This is a genomic window from Mesorhizobium sp. M0088 (assembly GCF_040322895.1).
Classification (GTDB): Bacteria; Pseudomonadota; Alphaproteobacteria; order Rhizobiales; family Rhizobiaceae; genus Mesorhizobium.
Genome location: NZ_JAMYUI010000040.1, coordinates 1 through 20,872, shown reverse-complemented (window position 1 = coordinate 20,872; position 20,872 = coordinate 1). Strand labels below are relative to the sequence as shown.

Genomic DNA, 20,872 nt, shown 5'->3' with positions numbered 1-20,872 from the left:
CGAATTGGCGGTCAGGCCGCCTTGACTTCGTCGGCAACGGCATCGGCCTGACGCGCTGCCTTGAGCACCTTGGCCCACCACGCAACATCGTTGACCAGCGCGGTGGCGGCCTGGTTCAGATGCTCGAGGTCTTCCAGCTTCTTCTCGCCCTGGCGGACGGCGAGGAAATCGCCCCAGGCGATATGGACGGCCGACTTGACCGGCGCCATCTGCAATTCGACGGCATACAGTCTAAGCTGTTCGACGGCACGCGAGCCGCCAACGCTGCCATAACCGACGAAGCCGGCCGACTTCTTGTTCCATTCATTGGCGGCGTAGTCGATGGCGTTCTTCAGCACGGCCGTCGGGCCATGATTGTATTCGGCGGCGGTGAAGATGAAGCCGTCGAATTCGGCGACCTTCTTCTGCCAGCGCTGTGCCACTTCGTTCTGCGACGGCGCCCAGGCGGACGATGCGACCTCGTCGAAGAACGGCAGCGGGAAGTCGCGCAGGTCGACGATCTCGACATCGATGTCGGCATGCGACTTGGCGATCTTGGCGATCCACTGGGTTGGCACATCGGCGAAACGAGCGGCGCGCGTCGATCCGACGACGATGGCAATTTTGGGTTTGGACATAAGGGGCTCTCCTTGCACGAAGTACTGGTATCATTTGGATACCTGCGCTATATGAGATACTGGAAACGCGATGCACAAGAAGGCACTTTTTTGTTACCGAGGCACCCACACCGCTCCGAAGACTGCCGCGCCATCTCGGAAATCCTGCAGCGCGTCGGCGACAAATGGACCGTTCTGGTCGTCGGCAAGCTGGGCGACGGACCGCTGCGTTTCAACGAATTGCGCGCCGCCGTCGGCGGCATCTCGCAGAAGATGCTGACCACCACCTTGCGCGGGCTGGAGCGTGACGGCTTCGTCACCCGCACCGTGTTTCCAACCATTCCGCCGCGCGTCGATTATGAGCTGACCGAGCTCGGCCACGAGCTGCTGATCCCCGTCAGCGCATTGAGCGAATGGGCGCGCGCGAACACCATGCGCGTCAAGGCGGCGCGCGAAAAATTCGACGACGCCCGCGTCTGAAACCCTTGCGCTGCAAGGGATTCAGACCCGCACGCAACTCCGGCTTGCCTGATCGGAAAATTCTATCTCGGCTGCGCGGATCGTTGCCCGGATGCACGCGCCGTTTGGCTGGTGGATTGCCGCTCATGCCGTCCCCTGACGGCTGCCGCTCAGGCTCCTGATGCGCGGACATCGCATCGCGCCGCGGCGCTGATATCAGGTTCCGCGCTCCGCCCGCCGGGAGCCTTGTCCTCATGCGTGCAGGCAATGCGCGAGATGTCTTCCTTCACCTCCGCATAAGCGGTCACGCCGAGCAGGCAGGTCGTCGCGACCAAGGCTGCCACGAGCCAACCGTTCAGCAGATGTTGACGCATTGTCTCTCCTCCAATTGCAGCAGGATCGGGCATGGAGGCAACCGTTGGATGTCGCGAAACGGGTCCGCTACACGGCTCCAGTTACAAACGGCCATGCGTGGGAGAAGACGGCTTTCGTCAGCCTTCGGCGGGAACCGCTTTCGGCTTGCCTTCGCCATCCAGCGCCACCATGACGAAATCGGCATGGGTGACCTTTTCCATCAGGTCGGAGAGGTAGCGCTGCGCCCAGGCTTCGACCTTGAGCGTCATCGAGGTGCGGCCGACGCGCTCGACATGGGTGTAGATGCACAGCGTGTCGCCGATCTTCATCGGCTTGGCGAAGGACATTTCCTTGACCGCCGCCGTCACCACGCGGCCCTTGGCGCGCTCGGCGGCGCGGATGCCGCAGGCCAGGTCCATCTGCGCCATCACCCAGCCGCCGAAAATGTCGCCCGCCGCATTGGCATCCGAAGGCATGGCCAGGGTGCGCAGCGTCAGATCGCCAAGCGGCCGTCCTTCAGCGTAGTGCACCATGCGAGAAATCCTTCGAGACCGGCTGCCCTCGATCCCGTATCGTCACGGCGCCCGAAGGTCAACGCGCCACGCCATGGCCACAGGCACCAACTGGCAAAAGACATGACGACAGCCAGGGCGCGGTGTCGGCAGCCTTTTTGCCGGGCAGCTTTTTCACGATAGGAATTTTTTCTTGACTGGGTGCCCTCAGCTATGGTACATTTTTGCCTATGGTGCTGATTTGCGCCAGTGACCCGCCCGCACAGGCGGGTTTTTCGTTTGATGCACCCGTCAGCCGACGCGCCGGCGAAAGGCTCCGTTAACCCGAGTTCGTAGACCCCTGGGCATGGCATGGGGAAGACGGCAGTTCGCATCACCCCGGCTAGAAATAGCGCCTGAGGTTCGAGCGAATGCGATCGAGCACGCTATCCCCGGAAAGGTCCGGAGAAAATTCCTTGCCGGTGATCGCCTCATAGGCCTGCGCGTAGACCCCGGAAGCCTGTTCGACGATCTCGTCGGGTATCTCTGGAATCGGGTCGCTATAGGGATCGCACCGCGCCGAGACCCACGAGCGGATGAAATCCTTGTCGAAACTCTCCGGCCGGCTGCCGCTGGCGAGCGCCTGTTCGTAACTCGATGCGATCCAATACCGGCTGCTGTCCGGGGTGTGGATTTCATCGGCAAGAATGATGGTCCCATCCTTGTCGGTGCCGAATTCGTACTTCGTGTCGGCCAGGATCAGGCCGCGTTCCGCGGCGCGCTGCTGGCCGCGGCCGAACAGCCGCAAGGCGTAGTCCGACACGGTGTCCCACTGCGCTGGCGTAAGCAGGCCCTGCTCGAGAATCTCCGCTTTGGACAGCGGTTCGTCATGGCCGCCATGCGCGGCCTTGCTGGTCGGCGTGATGATCGGCTCCGCCAGTCTTTCATTGTCGCGCAGGCCATCCGGCAGGCGGATGCCGTACATGTCGCGGTCACCGCGCTTGTAGCGGGTCAGAATCGAGGTGCTGGTGGTGCCCGCCAGATAGCCGCGCACGACAATCTCGACCGGCAGGATGTCGAGCCTTGTGCCGACGACGACGTTCGGGTCGGGATATTCGAGAACATGGTTCGGGCAGATGTCGGCGGTTTCCTCGAACCAGTAGCGCGCCGTCTGGGTCAGGATCTCGCCCTTGTAGGGGATCGACGTCAGGATGGTGTCGAAGGCACTGAGCCGGTCGGTGGCGATGATAATGCGCCTGCCATCCGCCAAGTCGTAGTTCTCGCGGACCTTGCCGCTGTAGTGGCCCGGCAGTTCGGGGATGAACGCGTCAGGGAGGGTCCGCATATGATTTCCTGCCTTCCGCAAGGTGGCCGATCCCATCGCATAAGCTGTCGCCCCGGTGCATATCAAGCGCGATTGTCGGGTATCCCCGCAAACCCGGCCAGTTCGGCGGTCGCTTTTTTCACAACTGATGCCGGATGGCGCGGCGACTTGGGAGCGCCGCCGCGTCTAGGCTGCAGCCAATTCTCCGGAGCCGCCCGCATCATCATGCAGACCTATGATTTCATCATCGTCGGCTCCGGCTCGGCCGGCTCGGTCCTGGCCGAAAAACTCTCGGCCTCGGGACGCTTCTCGGTGCTGGTGCTGGAGGCCGGCGGCACCGACCGCCGCTTCTACGTGCAGATGCCGCTCGGCTACGGCAAGACCTTCTTCGATCCCGACGTCAACTGGAACTACAAGGCCGAGCCGGACCCGGGCCTCGCCGGCAATGCCGATCACTGGCCGCGCGGCAAGCTGCTCGGCGGTTCGAGCTCGATCAACGCCATGGTCTGGATCAGGGGCGCGCGCGAGGATTTCGATGCCTGGGCAGCCGCCGGCAATCCCGGCTGGGGCTATGACGATCTGCTGCCCACCTTCAAGGCGCTCGAGGACAACCAGGCCGGCGCCGACCGATGGCGCGGTGTCGGCGGCCCGCTGCATGTCACAGACTGTTCTAACGCCGTCCACCCGCTGACCAGGCGCTATCTCGCCGCCGGCCAGCAGGCCGGCCTGCCGCTCAACCCGGATTTCAACGGCGCCGCCCAGGAGGGCGTCGGCATTTACCAGATCTCGACCCGCAATGGCCGCCGCATGTCGGCGGCGCGCGCTTTCCTGCGCCCGGCGATGAAGCGCGGGAATGTCCGCGTCGAGATGAAGGCGCTGGCGACAAAAATCCTGTTCGAGGGCAAGCGTGCCGTCGGCGTCGAATACCAGCAGAACGGCGAGATGAAGACGGCGCGTGCGGGCCGCGAAATCATCCTGTCGGGCGGTTCGGTCAACTCGCCGCAATTGCTGCAGCTGTCCGGCGTCGGCCCTTCCGCGCTACTGAAGGGCCTGGGCATCCCGATCGTCCACGGCAACGGGAATGTCGGCGCGCATCTGCAGGACCATGTCGGCATCAACTACACCTTCAAGGGCAAGCTGCCGACGCTCAACCAGACGCTGCGTCCCTGGTGGGGCAAGCTGCTGGTCGGCATGCAGTACATCCTGACCCGCTCCGGCCCGCTGTCGCTGTCGATGAACAATGCCGGCGGCTTCTTTCGCACCGACCCTGCGGCGACGCGGCCCAACATGCAGCTCTATTTCCAGGCCTTCTCGACCGTCATTCCCAAGAGCGGCGAGCGCCCCATCCTGACGCCCGACCCATGGCCGGGCTTTTCCATCGGCCTGTCCAATTGCCGCCCGTCGAGCCGTGGCGAGATCATGATCCGCTCGGCCAATCCGCGCGACTACCCCAGGATAACGGCCAATGCCTACTCCACCAATGCCGATGTCGAGGAGATGCTGGCAGCGGTGAAATTCGTGCGCAAGATCGCCTCGATGCCCGCCATGGCCGAGATCATCGAGGAAGAGGTCCTGCCCGGTCCCTCGATCACCTCCGATGCCGATCTGGTCCAGGATTTCCGGAAGCGCTCGGGCACCGTCTATCATCCGGTCTCGACCTGCCGCATGGGGCCGGATCCCGCGCGCGCCGTCGTCGACCCGCGCCTCAAGGTGCATGGTCTGGAAGGTTTGCGCGTCATCGATGCCTCGATCTTTCCCGACAACATCACCGGCAACACCAACGCCGCCTCGATCATGACCGGTTGGAAGGGCGCCGAACTGGTTCTGGAGGACCAAGAATGAAGATCACCGACGTCAAGACCTGGGTTGTCGGCAATCCGCCGCCCGGCATCGGCGGCAAGTATTTCATTTTCGTCAAGCTGACCACCGACGGCGGCGTCGTCGGCTATGGCGAGGCCTACAACGCCACCTTCTCGGCCCATGTTACCGCCCGCATGGTCGAGGACATGGCCGAGCGCTATCTCATCGGCCGCGACCCGCACGACATCGAGAATTTCTTCCGCCGCGCCTATTCCTCCGGCTTCACCCAGCGCCCCGATGTGTCCGGCATGGGCTGCTTCTCGGCGCTGGAAATGGCCTGCTGGGACATCATCGGCAAGGAAGCCGACAAGCCGGTCTATAAACTGCTCGGCGGCCAGGTGCACGAAACGCTGCGTTCCTACACCTATCTCTATCCGCACAGCGGCAGCGTCCATTCCGAGGATGCGCACGGCAAGAACGTCTACAACGATCCAGATCTCGCCGCTGCCTGTGCGCTCGAATATGTCGAGCAGGGTTTCAATGCCGTCAAGCTCGACCCCGCCGGCCCCTACACCGCCTTCGACGGTCATCAGCCGCGCCTCGTCGATATCGACCTGTCCACCCGCATGATCAAGGCGATCCGCGAGGCGGTCGGCACCCGCGCCGACATCCTGTTCGGCACGCACGGCCAGTTCACAGCGTCCGGCGCGCTGCGCATGGCGCGCGCCATCGAACCCTACGATCCCTTGTGGTTCGAGGAGCCGGTGCCACCTGATATGCCTGAGGTCATGGCCCAAGTGGCCCGCGCGACCTCGATCCCGATCGCCACCGGCGAGCGGCTGACGACCAAGTTCGAGTTCGCCCGCGTCATCGAGAACCGCGCCGCGACCATCCTGCAGCCGGACCTCGGCCGCTCCGGCGGCATCCTCGAGACCAAGAAGATCGCGGCGATGGCCGAGGCCTACCACATCCAGATCGCACCGCATTGCTATTGCGGACCGATCGTCGGTGCGGCCAACATCCAACTGGCGGTGACGCTGCCCAACTTCCTCATCCTCGAATCGCTGAAGCAGTGGGACGGTTTCCACGCCACGCTGCTGAAGAAAAAGATCGAGTGGCAGGACGGCAAAATCATCCCCTCAAAGGAGCCCGGCCTCGGCGTCGAGCTCAACGAGGCGGTCTGCGAAGCACACCCTTACACGGGCAAGGACCTGCATCTGCAGATGATGCAGACGCCGCTGATGCCGTGAGCGAAGCTACGCCTTCATCGGCCTTGGCCATCTCGGCGGCAACCTTGCCGCCAGCCTGGTCCGCAACGGCTTTGCCGTCACGGTCTTCGACCGTGATCCCGCCGCCGTCGAGCGCCTGGTGGCGCTCGGCAGCACCGCAGCGAGCAGCCCGGCCGAGGCCGCCGCACGGGCCGGCAACGCAATCTCCTGCCTGCCCTCTCCGAAGGTGAGCGAAGCCGTGCTGGCGGGCGCCGATGGTCTGCTGGAGGGCCTGCCCGCAGGCGGCACCTGGATCGAGATGTCGACCAACGGCCGCGACGAAATTACCCGCCTCGCTGCCCTCGCCTCGGCCAGGGGCGTCGAGACGCTGGAATGCCCGGTCACCGGTGGCGTGCATCTGGCGGCGGCCGGAAAGATCACGGCGCTGGTCGGCGGCGATCCTGCGCTCTACGAGCGTCATCGACCGGCCATCGAGGCGATGTGCGCGAAGTCGTTCCTGATGGGTCCGGTCGGCTCGGCGGCGGTGATCAAGGTGATCACCAACATGCTCGCCTTCATCCATCTCGTTGCCGCCGGCGAAGCGCTGATGCTGGCCAAAAAGGGCGGGCTTGACCTCGCCCAATCCTACCACGCCATATCAGCCTCCTCAGGCAACAGCTTCGTCCATGAGACCGAAAGCCAGCTCATCCTCAACGGCTCCTACGACATCGGCTTCACCATGGACCTGGCGCTGAAGGACCTCGGCTTCGCGCTCGCCATGGGCGAGCAGTCCGGCGTGCCGCTTGAGCTGGCATCGCGCGTCAACGCCATTTTTCAGCAAGGCAAGGCCGCCTATGGCGGCGGCGCCTGGTCGACGCAGATCGTCAAACTGTTGGAAGATGCCGTCGGCACCGACCTGCGCGCACCTGGTTTCCCGGCCAAGCTCGAACTCTGACGCCGGCTGGATATCAAACGATTTCAGAGCGTTGGCTGGATCGGCGGATCCATCTGAATCAATCTGTCAACGGCTTGATTCAGTATCTGAGCGTCAATGCACCGGGCAGGATCTCGAAGGTCGCGGGTATGCGTCCCGGCGACTCGCCGTCTATGTCGACCAGCGCGCCATTCTCTGACGCATCGCCGAGCGGTTCGACCACGACTTTCCTGCCGCGCAGGATGGTGATCGCAGGATGATTGCGATGCCGGCCGCCATAGAGCAGCCGGATGTCCCAGATCAGCTTCAGCTTGCCGGCCGCGCGCAGGATGACGATGTCGAACTGCCCGTCGGTCAGTTCCGCATCCGGCGCGACCATCATGCCGCCGCCGAAGAACTTTCCATTTGCCACCGCCACCAGCGCCATGCGCGCTTCGACGGGGACGCCGTCGTCGACCGTGATGCTGACCTCCTGGAAGCGGTAGCGGATGAACTCGACCACGGTGCGCCACAGGAACAGCGCCTTGGCCGACATCCTGCCCTTGCGCTTGTCGGCATTGACGGCGCGGTCAGTGGCGCCGGAAAGCCCCAGGCTGGCGATGTTGATGAAATGCCGGCTGGCCAGCGCGCCGTGATCGTCGACGTAGCAGATGCGTCCGGCATCGACCTTGCGGGGCGTGGCTTCGGCGATCCGCTTCAGCACGGCATCGACCTTTTTCGGCAGCCCTAGCCCACGCGCGAAATCGATGCCGGTGCCGCATGGCAAGAGCCCAAGCTCGGTGGTCCGGCCGCTTTCCCTGGCCGCTTGCAGCAGCCCGTCGGCCACTTCGCTGGCGGTGCCGTCGCCGCCGGCCGCGATCACCAGGTCGAAGCCAATCATCGCGAGATCGATTGCCAGCCTTTCGGCGTCACCTTCCGCCTGCGTTTCGCGCAGCTCGAATTCGCCAAAATGCTTTCTCAGCGACACGGCGACATCAGGCCAATGCCGTTTCAGCCGGCCCCCACCGGCAATCGGGTTGAGAACCACTCCAACTTTCAAGCAACCCTCCCGCAAGGATTCGAGGCGCTCGGCGCCTCGAATCCTTTGCCGGCATTGAAGACCGCACCCGCCCGCAGAGCAAGGCCGAATGTCCGCCGATGACGCCCATCGTGGCGGACAGGAAAATCTCGCTGTCCCAGGTTGATCCCCGATAATCCCGCTATCCACAGGCCAGCGGCCATTCCCCAGGTCCCTTACCCGGCGTACATTAAACCCATCTCAGGCGGCTACCGATCATCAAGCCGAAAGGCGAAGTGAAAGGCGGATTTCCTGAGGCCCGTACGGCCCGAAGCGAGAGCAGGCTTGCCTGTTTCGAGGGACGGAGCCGAGACCTACGGGGCCGCGGAAAGCGTGCCAACGCCTACGGCGGACCGATGCTGCCATGAAGGACGGCAAAAACCTTCGATGGTGCGCAGGGCAAAGCCCGCAAGGGTGGAGACCGGCGTGGTCCCGAACGGACGCTGCTCTCGGGCGGCGGACTGGCAGGACCGTCAAAATCAAGGCCGGCAAGGCGCGACGACTTTACGGAAGTTGCTGCCGCGACCGCGTCCTGATCTGACAGGGAGGCGCTGGGAGAAATCCCGGCGCCGACTGTCTTTTTGGCCCCCCGATGCCCTTTGGCGGCGATCTTGCGAGCGCCGCTTCTCCACGCGCTAAAATCGGTTAGTATCGCTGCGTCGTCAGAGTCTGTTGCAAAGCGGACTCGTAGAAGGGGGATACTTCATGACGCTGATCCAGAAGCTTGCCGTCGCCTATGCTTTCCTGTTCTTCGGCGTCGTCGCCATAGGCTACATACCGGCGTTCAACGATGCCAACGGCAATCTGTTCGGCCTGTTCTCGCTGCAATGGTATGACGACCTGCTGCACGCCTTCTCCGGCGTCTGGGCACTGGCCGCCGCCTTCATCTCGCACCGCCAGGCGGTGTTCTATTTCAAGCTGTTCGGTTCGGTCTACCTGTTCGACGGCGTGCTCGGTCTGGTCACCGGTTCCGGCTGCCTCGATGCCGGTATCTTCATCAACGGCTTCCGCTCCCTCAACGATATCGAATTCCCGGCCCGCTTCTTCGCCAACCTGCCGCACCTCGTCATTGGCGGCTTCGCCGTCTATGTCGGCTTCCGGCTGGCCAGGCGCATACACGAACACTTCGCCACGGCCTGATCGGCCATGTTCCTGTTCCGCTGGCTGAAGCGCATCATCAAGACGATCCTGTGGGTGATCGTCATCGTCATCCTCATCCCGATCGCCGGGCTGAGCTACGGCTTTCTGACGACGTCCTCGCTCGACAAGACGCCGCTGCCCGGAATTGCCGATGGCGCACCGCCCAAGGCGCTGGCCGACAAGGTCCGCGCCGAGATCTTCGGCTACCAGCGGCCGGAGGAATCGACCTTCCTCACCTATCCGGAATGGGCGATCGTCTACGCCGCGCGCGAATATGCCGGCTTCGTCGACAAGGATCAGCCGAGCGGCTTCCCCTACTGGTCCTATGTCGGCCGCTTCTGGCAGGACTACGCCATGGTGATCCGCGCCAGCGCTCCCTACAAGTTCAATTACGCCAACCATCAGATGCTGGTCATCATCGGCACCAGCCACTCGATCGAGCATATCCTGCAGTGGGCCTATGAGAACACGGTCGGCCGCATCACCGAGGCGACGACGGCCAAGCGCACCGCCGCCGACATCTATCAAGCCAAGGTGGCGGCGGACTATGCCGCTTTCCTCGACCAGGTGCCGTGGTATCAGTTCCCCTATGCCGACAAGCGCGCCGGCCTGTTTGCCGTGCAGCCGGCGCCGGGCGACAGCTCAATCCGCACCAGCGAACGCAAGCTGGCCTTCGGCCTCGCCGACACCATCAAGCAGGGCTATGCCGACCTGATCAAGCAGGCGCTCGCCGCCACGATGGACCCTGCCTTGCTCGACATCCATGTCTGGGCCAAGGGACCCGTCGGCGAAGCCACGCGCAACGAGCCCGACACCTTGCTCGAACGCGACATGGGCGCTGACGGCACCATCTTCGTCACCAGGCGCTATCAGGTCTTCACCGAAATGATCCCGCGCCTGATCGACAAGGGCGTCTCCTTCGTCGAGATCGGCGGCAATGACGAGATCATGGTCACCGTGCTCTCCACCGATACGATCGCCATCCCCGAAGGCATGCGCATCCTGTTCAGCTATCCGCTGCCGGCCGACCCGGCGATGCGCCGCACCGGTATGATCGTCGCCGTGCGCAAGCTGCATCTCGTGCTGCCGGCGCTGATCAAGGCCGGCGTCAGGCTTGAACACGTCTACGACTACTGAGGCCTTTCGGCCACGCCCGGCCAGGATCATGCATTTCCTGCGCTCCGCCATGCCCATTCCACAATCGCGGCCAAATCCCGCCTTGTTCGCGCGCGAAGGAATGGGAAGAAATGGAAGGGCTGCCCGGGGGGCATCTCGAAGGGACAAGACCGTGATCAAGACCGCCCTTGTCGCCATGACCATTGTCGGCTGCGACTGCGACGCCAAGCTTTGCGAATATATCGGCGAGACGCCGGCCAAATGGTCGACCGTCGCCGAGTGCGAAGCGGCGATGAAAAGCCAGATGCTGCACGAGCGCAATTTCAATTATCCGCTCGTCTCCGGCATCTGCCGCACGAAGGGTTCGTCGTCCTCCTCGCAACTGGCCGCGACCGCATCGCGCCCGGAACTGAAGCCCGCCAGCCGGGTTGCCAGGACCGAAAGCCCATTGCCGCCTGAATTGAGCCACCGGCCGAGCGTCTCGGTCGGTTCGCCGACGACGGCCATGGAAGCCGATGCCGCCCGGCCCGTCGCCTATGAACAGGTGGTCGATGGCGGAACCGGTGTGCTCTATCGCACCAAGAACGGCTACGCCGTGGTCAAGACCGATCTCGGCCGCGCCGCCTCGGCAACCGCCGACGCCGCGAAACGCTCCGTGAACTGGCTGGCCGGATTGATGCCGAAAGGGCTTTAGGCCCGCCGGCGTTTTGACGACCGCGTGATCAGGCAGGCACATAGGTCAACCTGATCACGTCGTCGCCTATCAGATCGCTGGCCACGAAGCGAAGCGGTGGCCGGGGGCCGGCGAAGAATGGCTTGCCCTGACCAAGCACGAACGGGTGGAAATAGAGTTGGTACGCATCGATAAGACCAAGGTCGGTCAGGCTTCGTGCCAGGTCCGGTCCGGAAACTGAAATCTCCCCGACGAGCTCAGCCTTAAGCCCACCTATCACCGCCTCGACGTCGTCCGCGACAAGTGTGGCGTTGGGGCCGACCGACTTCAGCGAGCGCGACACAACCCATTTCGGTTGGTTCCGCCACGCCGCCGCGAATTCGTGCGCCTCCGCGCTCCACTCAGGATGGTCTTCGTCCCAATAGCGCATGACCTCGTACATGCCGCGACCGTAAACACTGCCGCTCAAATTGCGCACTTGCTCCATCCAGTGACGAAAGATTGTCGGGCCTGACGGCATCTTCTGGTGGTCGACGTAACCGTCGAGGGACTGGTTCATTCTGAAAATGAGCTTCGCCATGCTGCAGGATCTCCACATCCGGATCGTTAGAATAACTTGAGCCGCCGTTACGCAAAAGTGGATCCCAACCGAAATTCAAACCGGGACACGACCCTAGTCCCGCTGCAACTTGACTTTCAGGCTCTGCCAGAACTTGTCGACCAGCGGCTTTTCGGTCGCTGCATCCTCACCGGCAATGCGGGTGATGAACAGCAGCCCCCGATCGGCAAGACCGACTCCGACGATCTCGAAATCGGCGGTGTCGGTGCGTGTCTTCACCTCGGCGTGGATGCCGGTCAATTCCTTGCCGTCGGCGAGTTTGCGCGTGGTCGGCTCCTGCGTCAGCGTGGCGCCGGCCTGCACCGATTCCTTGGTCATCTCCTGCAGCATCAGCTGGTTGAGCGACACCGGATTCATCGCGCCATATTCCTGCACCACGACGATCGTGCCGAGAGCCGACGCCATCAGATACTGCGTGATATCATCGCCGAGGTCGGTCTTGGTCACCGAAATGTTGCTGGGATGAACGAAGGAGAAAACACTGCCGGAAAAGGTGACGAAGTCGTTGCGTTCGAGCGTCACCTTGCTCCGCTTGCCGCCAGGCAGGGTCACGTCTGCGCTCTCGCCGGGATCGATATCGACCGTCACACCGTCGATAGTCAGCTTGAAGGCCTTGAGATCCTCGGCTCCGGCAGGGCCAGCGCACAGCGCGATGAGGACGAGTGCCGCGGCTGATACCTTGCGCATGAAGTCTCCTAAAGTCTACGCCACCCCGCTCAGCGCCTTGATGGCACGGTAGAAGGTCGAGGAAAACAGTTCCGTCGGGTCATACTGCCGCTTCGCCGCCAGGAAGGCCGGCAGTTCGGGATAGGAGGCCAGCAATTCCCTGGCCGTGTAATGCAGCTGGTAAGGCAGGAAGAAGCGCCCGCCATGCTTGATCGTCACGTCGATCAGCGCCCGCGTCAGCGCCCGCATCCTGGCATTGCCGTCGGCATCGGTCGGCTGGTTGATGTAGAGCACCAGCGAATAGGCCGGCTCCGGCGCGTAGGTCAGCGCCACATCCTCCTTGTGGACGATGCGCACCGAAGCATTGAGCACCGGCAGCGTCTGGTTGCGCAGGATCTCGCGCGCTTCCGCGATGAATTCGACATAGGCGGCACGTGGAATAAAATATTCGTGCAGGATGTCGGTTTCTTCCATCTGATCGTTGAAGAGATAGGGGACCGAATCGTGCATCGGGTTGTTGCGGGTGACGAGACAAGCCTCGCCCTCGGCCATGGCTGAGGTGCGCGCCACCGTGCAGCTTTCGAATTTCGGCTCCAGGGTCTTTTCGGTGAACCACTTCAACTCCTGGAACAGGCTGCCCCATTTCGCCAGGTTGATGATCACCCGCTTCAACCCGACTGAACCCGGCTCGCCGATCTCAGGCTGATCCGCCGGCGGCTGCTCCGCCACCTTGTCGTAACGGTAGACGATCATGTCCTCCAGGAAATTGCCGGGCGCCGTCGACAGATGGCCGTAGAACAGGCCGATATCCTTGTTCGGCTCCAGCACCTCGGCGAAGAATTTCGGAAAATCGTCCGATCTGATGATTTCGCGCGAGGTCCGGTAGACGGCGTTGTCGACGACATCGAGCGTCGCCTCCAGCACCACGCCGAACAGGCCGTAGCCGCCCACGACGTGCCGGAACAGATCGGTGTTCTCGGTCGGCGAGCAGGTGGTCACCGAGCCGTCAGCCAGCATCACTCGCATCGAGCGGATCGAGCCCGCCACCGAGCCTGCCTGGTGGTCCATTCCGTGCGCATTGACCGACAGTGAGCCGCCGACCGAGAAGATGTCGGTCGACTGCATCGCCTTCACCGCTAAGCGCGGATGCAGAAGGTTCTGGATGTCGTGCCAGCGCGCGCCCGGCTGCAAGGTCATGGTTTTGGCCGCCGCATCGACGGTGACTTTGTTGAACCTTCTGAGGTCGAGCACCAGCGCGTTGTCGTCGAAGGCATGCCCGCCCATCGAATGGCGGATGGCGGCCAGTGAGACTTTCAGGCCATTGGCACGCGCGAAGGCCAGCGCATTGCCGATGTGCTCGTCCTCGCTGATCTCGACGACGCCGTAGACCGGCGTCATCGACAGGCCGCTGGCATCGTTGATGTCGCCGCCTTTTGCCGACCAGGGCAGCGACGCGTCGAAGGCCGGCGCATTGTCCAGCGGCTTCAGAGGCAGCGCGAAGTCGTCTATATCGGCTATCCGTCCTGCGTTCTTCGGCCCCGAAGGCGCGCGCGCCAGCCGCGCCACCGTGTTGCCGCCCCACAGCACCGCGCCGCCGACGACAGCCGCACCCAGCAGCAATCGCCGCGACAGGCGAAACCCTTTTTGTTCGTCGGCCATGATATCCCCCGTTGGCCAAGGGATAGCGCGGCTTTTTGGCAAAAACCATAGCGATGCCGCCGGACAGCATTCCGCCGGCCGGCCCTGGGGTCCAGCCGGAAGACCTTATCCAGGTCGCCCGGCATCGAGAGCCGACGGATGAAAATGGCCGATCCCCGGAGGGACCGGCCATGAGTGGAACAGGGTTTGTAAAATCCGGTCAGCAGGTCTGCCGACGCACGATGTTCTCGCCTTACGAGGCCTTCTTGATCGACGTCACGATGCCGGTCTTGTCATCGACAGTCACAGCCACCTTGGCGCCGACCTTCAGTTTCCCGATCGTCGCCTCCGGCGACAGCTGGTAGATCTTGCCGTCGTCGAGGGTGATCGACTTGGTCGTCGGGTCGACGGCCTGGATGGTGCCCTGAACAGTCGCGGCATAGGCGGTGCCTAGGAAGGCGAGCAGAGCGGCGGTGGTTGCGAGGGTCTTCTTCATTGGTAAGCACTCCGTGCTGTTTCACTTTTCCGGACCGCCGCCTTGGGAAACGACAGCACCGGACGGCCTGAAACTGGAACGGAAAGCGCTCCCTCCGCAAATCACGTTGGGTGAATTTTCGCAAACAATATCATAGGCTTAATTCCGACATATTGCTTTCTGCCGACAGCATTTCAGGCCGCTTCGGCTCCCCATGAGCGCACTTCTGTCCACGAAAAGAGTCGCTTAGGCGATTGTGACGGCGGCTTTGGATCGCCACGCGGCCGCTGCAATCCACCCCGGGCGGCATCACGAAACAGCCTGCGGACCGACCATCGACACAAATTTTGTTTCATGGGTCAGAGGTGGACTATAGGCGTGACAAATACGGCTTCGACGGCTGATGGCTCAGCCCGCCTCGTCCTTCGCGCCGATCTTGCGCACAAGTGCCGCCGTCGCCAGCATCGCGCCCATGTCTGATATCATCGGCGCGACATGCGTGCTGTAATCGAGCGGCACCGAAATATCCGGCAGTTCGAAGAAGTTCTTCGTCTGCGGCAGCAGCAGGAAACCATCGCTGCCGTTGAGCGCGACCCGGGCTGGGTCGTCCGGCCAGGTTTCGCCAAGCCATTTCAGTGCCTGCGCCAGCCGGCCGCTCACCAGTGGCTGTGCCGCTCCGAGATTGTCGGTGCGGAACTCGTAGGCGGCATCGAGCGCCACGTCGCCACTGGACAACTCTTGCAGCTTGCTGGCGAAAATGCCGCGAAAGAAACTGATGACGGCATTCGTCCGCCGCGTCGCCACCAATATGCCAGGGAACGGCGCGATGGTCTCGAAAGCCACGATGACGCCCTGGAAGGCGGTCGACGAGCCCTTGCCCGACCCTTCCCGCAGATGCGCCTCGTACAGCTCGAACGGAAACCCTTCGTAGCGGCCCGCGACGATGTCGTCGAACGCCTGCCGGTTGAACGGACCAACCGCCGTGCGTGGCAACCGGTCGAAGGAATTCGGCGTCACGCCATGCTGGTAGCGCATGTCGGCGATGAAGCCGAATATGATCGGCAGCAGCGTCTCGCGGAACGATTGCTGCAGCCGCATCGCCGGTTTCCTGGCCTGGAAATAGAGCAGGATCGAAGCCGCGAAGCCGATGACATACAGGAACACATGCGGCGTCGAGACCCATTGCTCGTTGGGGTCGGCGACCTTGTTGAACAGCCACGCGACCAGCACCACGGCCACCAGCACCAGCCCCACGAACACCGGCACCCGCCAGCGCACTTGCCGGACCGCCGAGGCCCTCGCCGCTTCATAGGCCTCTATGTCTTTCCGGATGCCGGCGATGACCGTTTCGCTCGGCATGAAATCCGCTGTTTCCACCGCTACCCCCGCAAGCCTCGACAAATTCATGATAGCTGGTTTTGTTCGATGTATCGACTGCAGTGCCTCTTCAACAAATGTCCACGCCTGATTACCACGTGGTTCCCCCAATCCGTCGCTGCTTCGCAGCGCCACCTTTCCCCCCTCCGGAGGGAAAGGAAAGGAGCGTTGCTGGACGAGCGCTGACGGCAAAAGCTTGGCGCCTTTCCTCTACCCCGTCGATCGGGGGAGAGGTGGATCGGCGAAGCCGAGACGGAGTGGGGGTCGACCAGCACCGCAAAAGACAATGCATGCGCCAGCCATGGACCCATAGGCAACGTCTCGTCGCTTGCAGCACTAAGGAAAGACCGCTTTCAGTCGCCCCTCGACCTTGTCACGCACTCGGCCCTCCAATGCCTCCACCACCACCAGCCGCTCACGGTCGCCGGCGCGCAGGCGCATGAAGGGATGCAGACGGTAAGACGCGATCGTCCCGCGCGTACCGGCATCGGCACTGACTTCGACAATGAGGATAGAACCGATGCGACCGGGCCATGGCTGGCGGGCGAAGGCGGTGCCGAGGAAATCGCCGAGCCCATAAGCGACCACCGTCTTGTGGATCCTTTCCACCGGCTGCACGACATGGGCGTGATGGCCGGCGATCAGTCCGACGCCCTGCCTGGCCAGCCGCCTGGCCAGAGCTCGCGTCTCGGCACGCGGAAAATGCCGGAACTCCCAGTCCCAATGCGGCACGGCGCAGAGTAGGTCGGAACCATCGCGCGGCCAGCCAGCCGGATCGCTGTCCATCGAAACGCGCCCCGCAAACAGTTTTTCATCGGCGTTGCGCCACAGCGTGAAGGCGGCAAAGCCTACATTGAGCGATCCAACCTGGACCGGCACAACCGGACCGTCGGCGGCCAGGCCGATCGTGCGGATGCCGAGCCGCAGCAGCGCCGCGATTGTCTCGTCGAAACCGGCGATGCCCTGATCCAGCACATGGTTGTTGGCCAGCGACAGCACGAGCTTTTCTCGCGCAATACCAACCGCCGCCAGCGCCTCGGCCAGAAACAACTCGCTCATCGCATGATGCGTGCCGAGCCTTGTGCCCAGCGCCGCGCTTGGTCTGTCCACCACAGGGCTTTCGCAATTGCCGATCACCAGATCGGCCGCGCCGAGCAGCGCCTTGATCGCCGGATCGCAGTCCGGCGCACCGCGATTGGCCACCGCCGAGATGTCGCCGACGAACGCCAGCCGCATTGTCTGCCTTGGCGCTGAATCGATCAGCGTTTCCGCCATGGGCGAAAAGTCTTGCGCGTCGCCGGCCAGCGATGGCTTGAGGAAACGCGGCAGCCAGGACAGCTTGTAGGAAAGCGGATAGTTCGACACGCGATGCCCAATTGTTTGCCCTGTGTAAACCGTCCTCGCGGCGGGTTGAAGCGCAGCGTTGCAAATGGTGTATATTTGCGCGGAGCGACAAATATTGGGGGAAAAGATGACACGACTGGCAGGCCTGCTGACATCCGCTTTCATTTTGCTCCTGCCGCTGTCTTCCGCGTCGGCGGCAATGCCCGAAGCGGCCACCCGACTGTTCGAGGCGAAGAGCGTGGCCGCGCGCGACGCTGCCCTGTCTATGCTGGAGACCGCCGCGCCAAAAGACCCGGCATCCGCCTATGCGGCCGGGGCGGGCGAGTTCTTCACCGCACTGGAGATCCTGGCTACCGGCCTGCACCGTCATGGTTTCGAAAGCCCGCAATCCTTCATGCTGCCGCTGATGCGGTTGCCGGTGCCCGATAATCCCAATCCCGAGCCGCTGACTTACGAGCAGTTCCGCGCCATCCTGGTCGGCTTCCGCGACCGGCTGGAGAAATCCGCGGCAACGTTTGCGTCGGTGCCGCCCGATGCCGATATCGGCATGGTGATCGATCTCTCCCGTGCGGGCATCGACCTCAACGAGGACGGCACCATCGCGCCGGACGAGAGCATGGCGGCGATCATTGCCGGGTTGTCACGCGGCGGCATTACATCGGACGACGCCGTTCCCACGCTCACCTTCCGTTTCGACCGCGCCGATGGATACTGGCTCCAGGGCTATGCCGAGTTCCTGATGGCGCAGGCCGATTTCTGGCTTGCGCATGATTTCAGGAGCACCTTCGACGGCTCGTTCCACATGCTGTTCCCGCGCGCCAAGCTGCCGTTGCAGGATATTCTGGTGCCGCCGGCCGGCGACATGGGCTCGAGCATCTTCTCCTCGGAATGGCGCATCGCCGATTTCATCTCGATGGTGCATCTCATCAACTGGCCGGTGATCGAGCCGGAGCGCCGTCAAGCAGCGCGCCGCCATTTGCTGGAAATGATCCGGCTGTCGCGCGAGGACTGGAAGGCGATCCGCGCCGAGACCGACAATGACCGCGAATGGCTGCCTGGCCCGCAGCAGAAGGGCGAGAACCCGCTCACCGGCCTCGAAGTCGGCGAGGAGCAGGTTCAGGCCTGGCTCGCCGCCCTGACCATGGCCGAGGATCTCCTGGAAGGCCGCAAGCTGCTGCCGCATTTCCGCGTCACCGCCGGCACAGGCCTAGGAATCAACATGAAGCGCTTCTTCGATGACCCGAAAAACTTCGATCTGGTGCTGTCGATCACCGGCCCGGCCATCGCGCCCTACCTCGAAAGCGGCGAACTCGTGACCAGCGACGATTTCGACCAGATCCAGCGCCAGTTCGGCGGCGGCGGGTTTTTGACCTTTGCGCTCTGGTTCAACTGAGGACGGGCTGCTTCAGGCCCTTCCGCAGGGGAAATCTTGGCAAGACCGGCAACATTTTTACTGGAAGCAGGCGCCTTTCCCAGGCGATGTCTGCTGGCAGTCACCTCACTGCAGATGCCGCGCGAAGGCGCTTCGCAAAAATTAGCAGCGGCTGTTTTGCTTGACTCGGCCGCCAAAAACAGGCAGCAAAACCAGGTCGGAAGGGCGACAACACCACTTTCCTGGCCGTGGACGAAGCCAAATTTGGCCCAAATCCACATCTCGTCGTTGGTTTTGAGAGGAATTGATTAACCAACTTTGTCCATATTTTGAAGCAATCGGCAACCAACTACAGACGCGGCAAACGCGTCGGGGACCACCTGGGATCACTCACAGAATGGTCGTCGCGGCTCTCAAGGCCACGTACGGGGAAACCGGTTGAAGCGAGATTGGTTGCATGGCGTTGTTGAATACACATAAAAAAAACCGGGGACAGCGTGAGGGCGGCGAGTTCGTCGATGCTCCGCGTTCCTCTTCCTTCAACGCTGGTCGGGTGGCCCGCTGGGTCGCGCTGCCTTGCGTCAGCACTGCCATCGGCCTTTGGTTGATCGGCACCATGGCCGGCCTCAGTTCCGTCGGCGCCTCGCTGTCGGCGACTTCGGTTGGCCTGCCCCAGACGCTGTCCGTGCCGGGATCGCTCGCACTTACCGATCCGCTGAAACAGCACTTCTTGAAAGCACCCTTCGTGCTGGCCAATGCCAATGGCGGCACTCAGGCCCTGCATGATCATTCGGTGCAGTGCGGTGCCAGCTGTTTCAAGCTGGCCAGGGTAAGCTCGCAGGCGGAAAAATCCGAACGCCTTGTAGCGCAGGCAAAGTCGATGCCTGCCCCTGCAAAGTCGAAGGCGCAGGAGCGCTTCGAACGCATGGAAGCGTCGCTTTCGCCGATGAAGCTGGCCGCTGCCTTTGCCGACGCCGGAAAGCCTGCCGCCACGGCCAACACGCGCCCGGTGATCTCCACCGTCGCACCGCGAATTGCCGAGGCGTCGCTAGTGCCGTCCGTCCAGGTGACGGCCAGCCTGTCCGATAACATGCCAGTTCCGGCAGCCGAACGTTTCGCCCGGCTGGATACCGGTTCGGTGGTCGTGCAGACCGCACCGCAGCCGATGGCCTTTGCCCAATCCGATACGCCGGACAATTCGCAGTTGGCACTTGCCCTCGTGCAGTCGCTGCCGGCCGACGACGAGGCGTTCGCCTCACCGCTGCCGATCGAGGAATCGTCAGCCGATGTCGCGGCGTCACCCGTCGAAACCCAGCAGGACCAACCCGGCGATGCCGCCTCGCTGCCGGACGCGCTGACCGACGACGTGCCGTTGCCGACCCGCCGCCCGCAATTTGACGCGCCGCAGCCCAAAATCGTCCAGCAGGAGCCTAAGTCCGTCCAGCAGCCCAAATCTGTTCAGCAGCCCAAGCCCGCCCAGCAATCGAAGCCGGCGCGTGAGACGGTCCAGCAGGCCCAGCCGGCAAAACCGGCGCGGCAAGGCCGGCCGGCCGATGGCGGCGATGTGCTGGCCTACGCCAAGCCGGACACGCCTTCGGGCGGCCTTGGCAAGGCGTTCAGAAATCTGTTCAACTCGCCGGGATCCAGAAGCGGCGCCGGCAATGGCGTCGCCGTCTACGATATCAGCGCCGCCACCGTCTACATGCCTGACGGCTCAAGGCTCGAGGCGCATTCTGGCATCGGCGCGATGACGGACCAGCCGCGCTATGCCGACCAGAAGAACCGCGGACCGACACCGCCCAACACCTACAATCTGTCGCTGCGCGAGTCGCGCTTTCATGGTGTGGAGGCCTTGCGCCTGACGCCGGTCGATGGCCGCAACAAGTACAATCGCGACGGGTTTCTGGCCCATACGTATCTGCTTCGGGGCCGCTACGCCCAGTCGAGCGGCTGCGTCGCCTTCAAGGATTATGCGCGTTTCCTCGCCGCCTTCAAGAAGGGCAAGATCAAACGCCTCGTCGTGGTGCCGCGCCTGAACGGGTCGGCTACGCAGGTCGCATCAGCCGCCAGGGGCGTGTAGCGACAAGAGGCTTTCGGGCGTACCTTCCCGCCGGGGCCGGGCAGCCGGGGGTGCGGGGCCGGGGCGGGCCCGCCCCGCGCTCCCCCCCCCGCGGGTTTAAATTTTGCCCGGAAAAACCCAATTGGGGGGGGGGGTTTTGAAACAATCGG

The 20,872-nt window shown here is 63.2% G+C and carries 20 protein-coding genes; 9 read left to right on the top strand and 11 right to left on the bottom strand.

Features of this window, described 5'->3' with window-relative positions; translation table 11 throughout:
* Nucleotides 1-11: 11 nt before the first annotated feature.
* The gene (locus NKJ67_RS33115; RefSeq protein WP_352585531.1) at nucleotides 12-617 is read right to left on the bottom strand and encodes an NADPH-dependent FMN reductase; all 606 of its coding nucleotides are present in this window, start codon (nucleotides 615-617) and stop codon (nucleotides 12-14) included.
* Between the two features lie 90 nt (nucleotides 618-707).
* Here NKJ67_RS33115 and NKJ67_RS33110 point away from each other — a divergent pair, with 90 nt between their 5' ends.
* The gene (locus NKJ67_RS33110) at nucleotides 708-1,076 is read left to right on the top strand and encodes a winged helix-turn-helix transcriptional regulator (RefSeq protein WP_164748987.1); all 369 of its coding nucleotides are present in this window, start codon (nucleotides 708-710) and stop codon (nucleotides 1,074-1,076) included.
* Nucleotides 1,077-1,225: 149 nt separating this feature from the next.
* On the opposite strand, the gene NKJ67_RS33105 is transcribed toward NKJ67_RS33110, so the two are convergent.
* The 3 genes from NKJ67_RS33105 to NKJ67_RS33095 all read right to left on the bottom strand — a co-directional run bounded on the left by NKJ67_RS33105 (nucleotide 1,226) and on the right by NKJ67_RS33095 (nucleotide 3,245).
* Nucleotides 1,226-1,429: a hypothetical protein gene (locus NKJ67_RS33105; RefSeq protein WP_352585529.1), complete on the bottom strand. Its 204-nt coding sequence runs from the start codon at nucleotides 1,427-1,429 to the stop codon at nucleotides 1,226-1,228.
* A gap of 117 nt (nucleotides 1,430-1,546) precedes the next feature.
* On the bottom strand, nucleotides 1,547-1,942 hold the full coding sequence (locus NKJ67_RS33100) for an acyl-CoA thioesterase (protein WP_013530049.1): 396 nt from the start codon (nucleotides 1,940-1,942) through the stop codon (nucleotides 1,547-1,549).
* A gap of 361 nt (nucleotides 1,943-2,303) precedes the next feature.
* Complete coding sequence (locus NKJ67_RS33095) at nucleotides 2,304-3,245, bottom strand: phosphoribosylaminoimidazolesuccinocarboxamide synthase (RefSeq protein WP_352585527.1); 942 nt, start codon at nucleotides 3,243-3,245, stop codon at nucleotides 2,304-2,306.
* Between the two features lie 204 nt (nucleotides 3,246-3,449).
* On the opposite strand from NKJ67_RS33095, the gene NKJ67_RS33090 reads away from it, so the two are divergent.
* Genes NKJ67_RS33090 through NKJ67_RS33080 form a run of 3 tightly spaced genes read left to right on the top strand, consistent with a single transcriptional unit; the run spans nucleotide 3,450 to nucleotide 7,187 of the window.
* Nucleotides 3,450-5,066, top strand: a complete 1,617-nt coding sequence (locus NKJ67_RS33090; RefSeq protein ID WP_352585525.1) for a GMC family oxidoreductase — start codon at nucleotides 3,450-3,452, stop codon at nucleotides 5,064-5,066.
* A complete protein-coding gene (locus tag NKJ67_RS33085; RefSeq protein ID WP_128288183.1) occupies nucleotides 5,063-6,274 on the top strand; it encodes a mandelate racemase/muconate lactonizing enzyme family protein in 1,212 nt (403 codons plus the stop codon). The genes NKJ67_RS33090 and NKJ67_RS33085 overlap by 4 nt, the downstream gene beginning before the upstream one ends.
* 16 nt (nucleotides 6,275-6,290) lie before the next feature.
* Entirely contained in the window at nucleotides 6,291-7,187 is an 897-nt protein-coding gene (locus NKJ67_RS33080) for an NAD(P)-dependent oxidoreductase (RefSeq protein WP_352585577.1), read from the top strand.
* 79 nt (nucleotides 7,188-7,266) lie between these two features.
* On the opposite strand, the gene NKJ67_RS33075 is transcribed toward NKJ67_RS33080, so the two are convergent.
* Nucleotides 7,267-8,205, bottom strand: a complete 939-nt coding sequence (locus NKJ67_RS33075; RefSeq protein WP_352585523.1) for a diacylglycerol/lipid kinase family protein — start codon at nucleotides 8,203-8,205, stop codon at nucleotides 7,267-7,269.
* A gap of 723 nt (nucleotides 8,206-8,928) precedes the next feature.
* On the opposite strand from NKJ67_RS33075, the gene NKJ67_RS33070 reads away from it, so the two are divergent.
* The 3 genes from NKJ67_RS33070 to NKJ67_RS33060 all read left to right on the top strand — a co-directional run bounded on the left by NKJ67_RS33070 (nucleotide 8,929) and on the right by NKJ67_RS33060 (nucleotide 11,173).
* Nucleotides 8,929-9,363 (top strand): hypothetical protein, encoded by a 435-nt coding sequence (locus tag NKJ67_RS33070; RefSeq protein ID WP_027039352.1) that lies wholly within the window; start codon nucleotides 8,929-8,931, stop codon nucleotides 9,361-9,363.
* Between the two features lie 6 nt (nucleotides 9,364-9,369).
* Nucleotides 9,370-10,500, top strand: coding sequence for a hypothetical protein (locus tag NKJ67_RS33065; protein ID WP_352585521.1), 1,131 nt, complete (start codon nucleotides 9,370-9,372; stop codon nucleotides 10,498-10,500).
* A 151-nt stretch (nucleotides 10,501-10,651) separates the two neighbouring features.
* On the top strand, nucleotides 10,652-11,173 hold the full coding sequence (locus tag NKJ67_RS33060; protein WP_352585519.1) for a hypothetical protein: 522 nt from the start codon (nucleotides 10,652-10,654) through the stop codon (nucleotides 11,171-11,173).
* 28 nt (nucleotides 11,174-11,201) lie between these two features.
* Here NKJ67_RS33060 and NKJ67_RS33055 read toward each other — a convergent pair whose 3' ends face one another.
* The 6 genes from NKJ67_RS33055 to NKJ67_RS33030 all read right to left on the bottom strand — a co-directional run bounded on the left by NKJ67_RS33055 (nucleotide 11,202) and on the right by NKJ67_RS33030 (nucleotide 17,292).
* The gene (locus tag NKJ67_RS33055) at nucleotides 11,202-11,732 is read right to left on the bottom strand and encodes a dihydrofolate reductase family protein (RefSeq protein WP_127809552.1); all 531 of its coding nucleotides are present in this window, start codon (nucleotides 11,730-11,732) and stop codon (nucleotides 11,202-11,204) included.
* Between the two features lie 93 nt (nucleotides 11,733-11,825).
* Nucleotides 11,826-12,458, bottom strand: a complete 633-nt coding sequence (locus NKJ67_RS33050; protein ID WP_352585517.1) for a hypothetical protein — start codon at nucleotides 12,456-12,458, stop codon at nucleotides 11,826-11,828.
* Between the two features lie 15 nt (nucleotides 12,459-12,473).
* Complete coding sequence (locus NKJ67_RS33045; RefSeq protein ID WP_352585515.1) at nucleotides 12,474-14,096, bottom strand: FAD-binding oxidoreductase; 1,623 nt, start codon at nucleotides 14,094-14,096, stop codon at nucleotides 12,474-12,476.
* A gap of 232 nt (nucleotides 14,097-14,328) precedes the next feature.
* Nucleotides 14,329-14,571 carry a DUF1344 domain-containing protein gene (locus NKJ67_RS33040; RefSeq protein ID WP_013530037.1) on the bottom strand — a complete coding sequence of 81 codons (243 nt, stop codon included), beginning with the start codon at nucleotides 14,569-14,571 and terminating at the stop codon, nucleotides 14,329-14,331.
* A 387-nt stretch (nucleotides 14,572-14,958) separates the two neighbouring features.
* A complete protein-coding gene (locus NKJ67_RS33035) occupies nucleotides 14,959-15,909 on the bottom strand; it encodes a hypothetical protein (RefSeq protein WP_352585513.1) in 951 nt (316 codons plus the stop codon).
* Between the two features lie 354 nt (nucleotides 15,910-16,263).
* The gene (locus NKJ67_RS33030) at nucleotides 16,264-17,292 is read right to left on the bottom strand and encodes a CapA family protein (protein WP_352585511.1); all 1,029 of its coding nucleotides are present in this window, start codon (nucleotides 17,290-17,292) and stop codon (nucleotides 16,264-16,266) included.
* A 106-nt stretch (nucleotides 17,293-17,398) separates the two neighbouring features.
* Here NKJ67_RS33030 and NKJ67_RS33025 point away from each other — a divergent pair, with 106 nt between their 5' ends.
* Entirely contained in the window at nucleotides 17,399-18,664 is a 1,266-nt protein-coding gene (locus NKJ67_RS33025) for a hypothetical protein (protein WP_352585509.1), read from the top strand.
* 436 nt (nucleotides 18,665-19,100) lie between these two features.
* On the top strand, nucleotides 19,101-20,723 hold the full coding sequence (locus NKJ67_RS33020; RefSeq protein ID WP_352585507.1) for a DUF2778 domain-containing protein: 1,623 nt from the start codon (nucleotides 19,101-19,103) through the stop codon (nucleotides 20,721-20,723).
* Nucleotides 20,724-20,872: the final 149 nt, after the last annotated feature.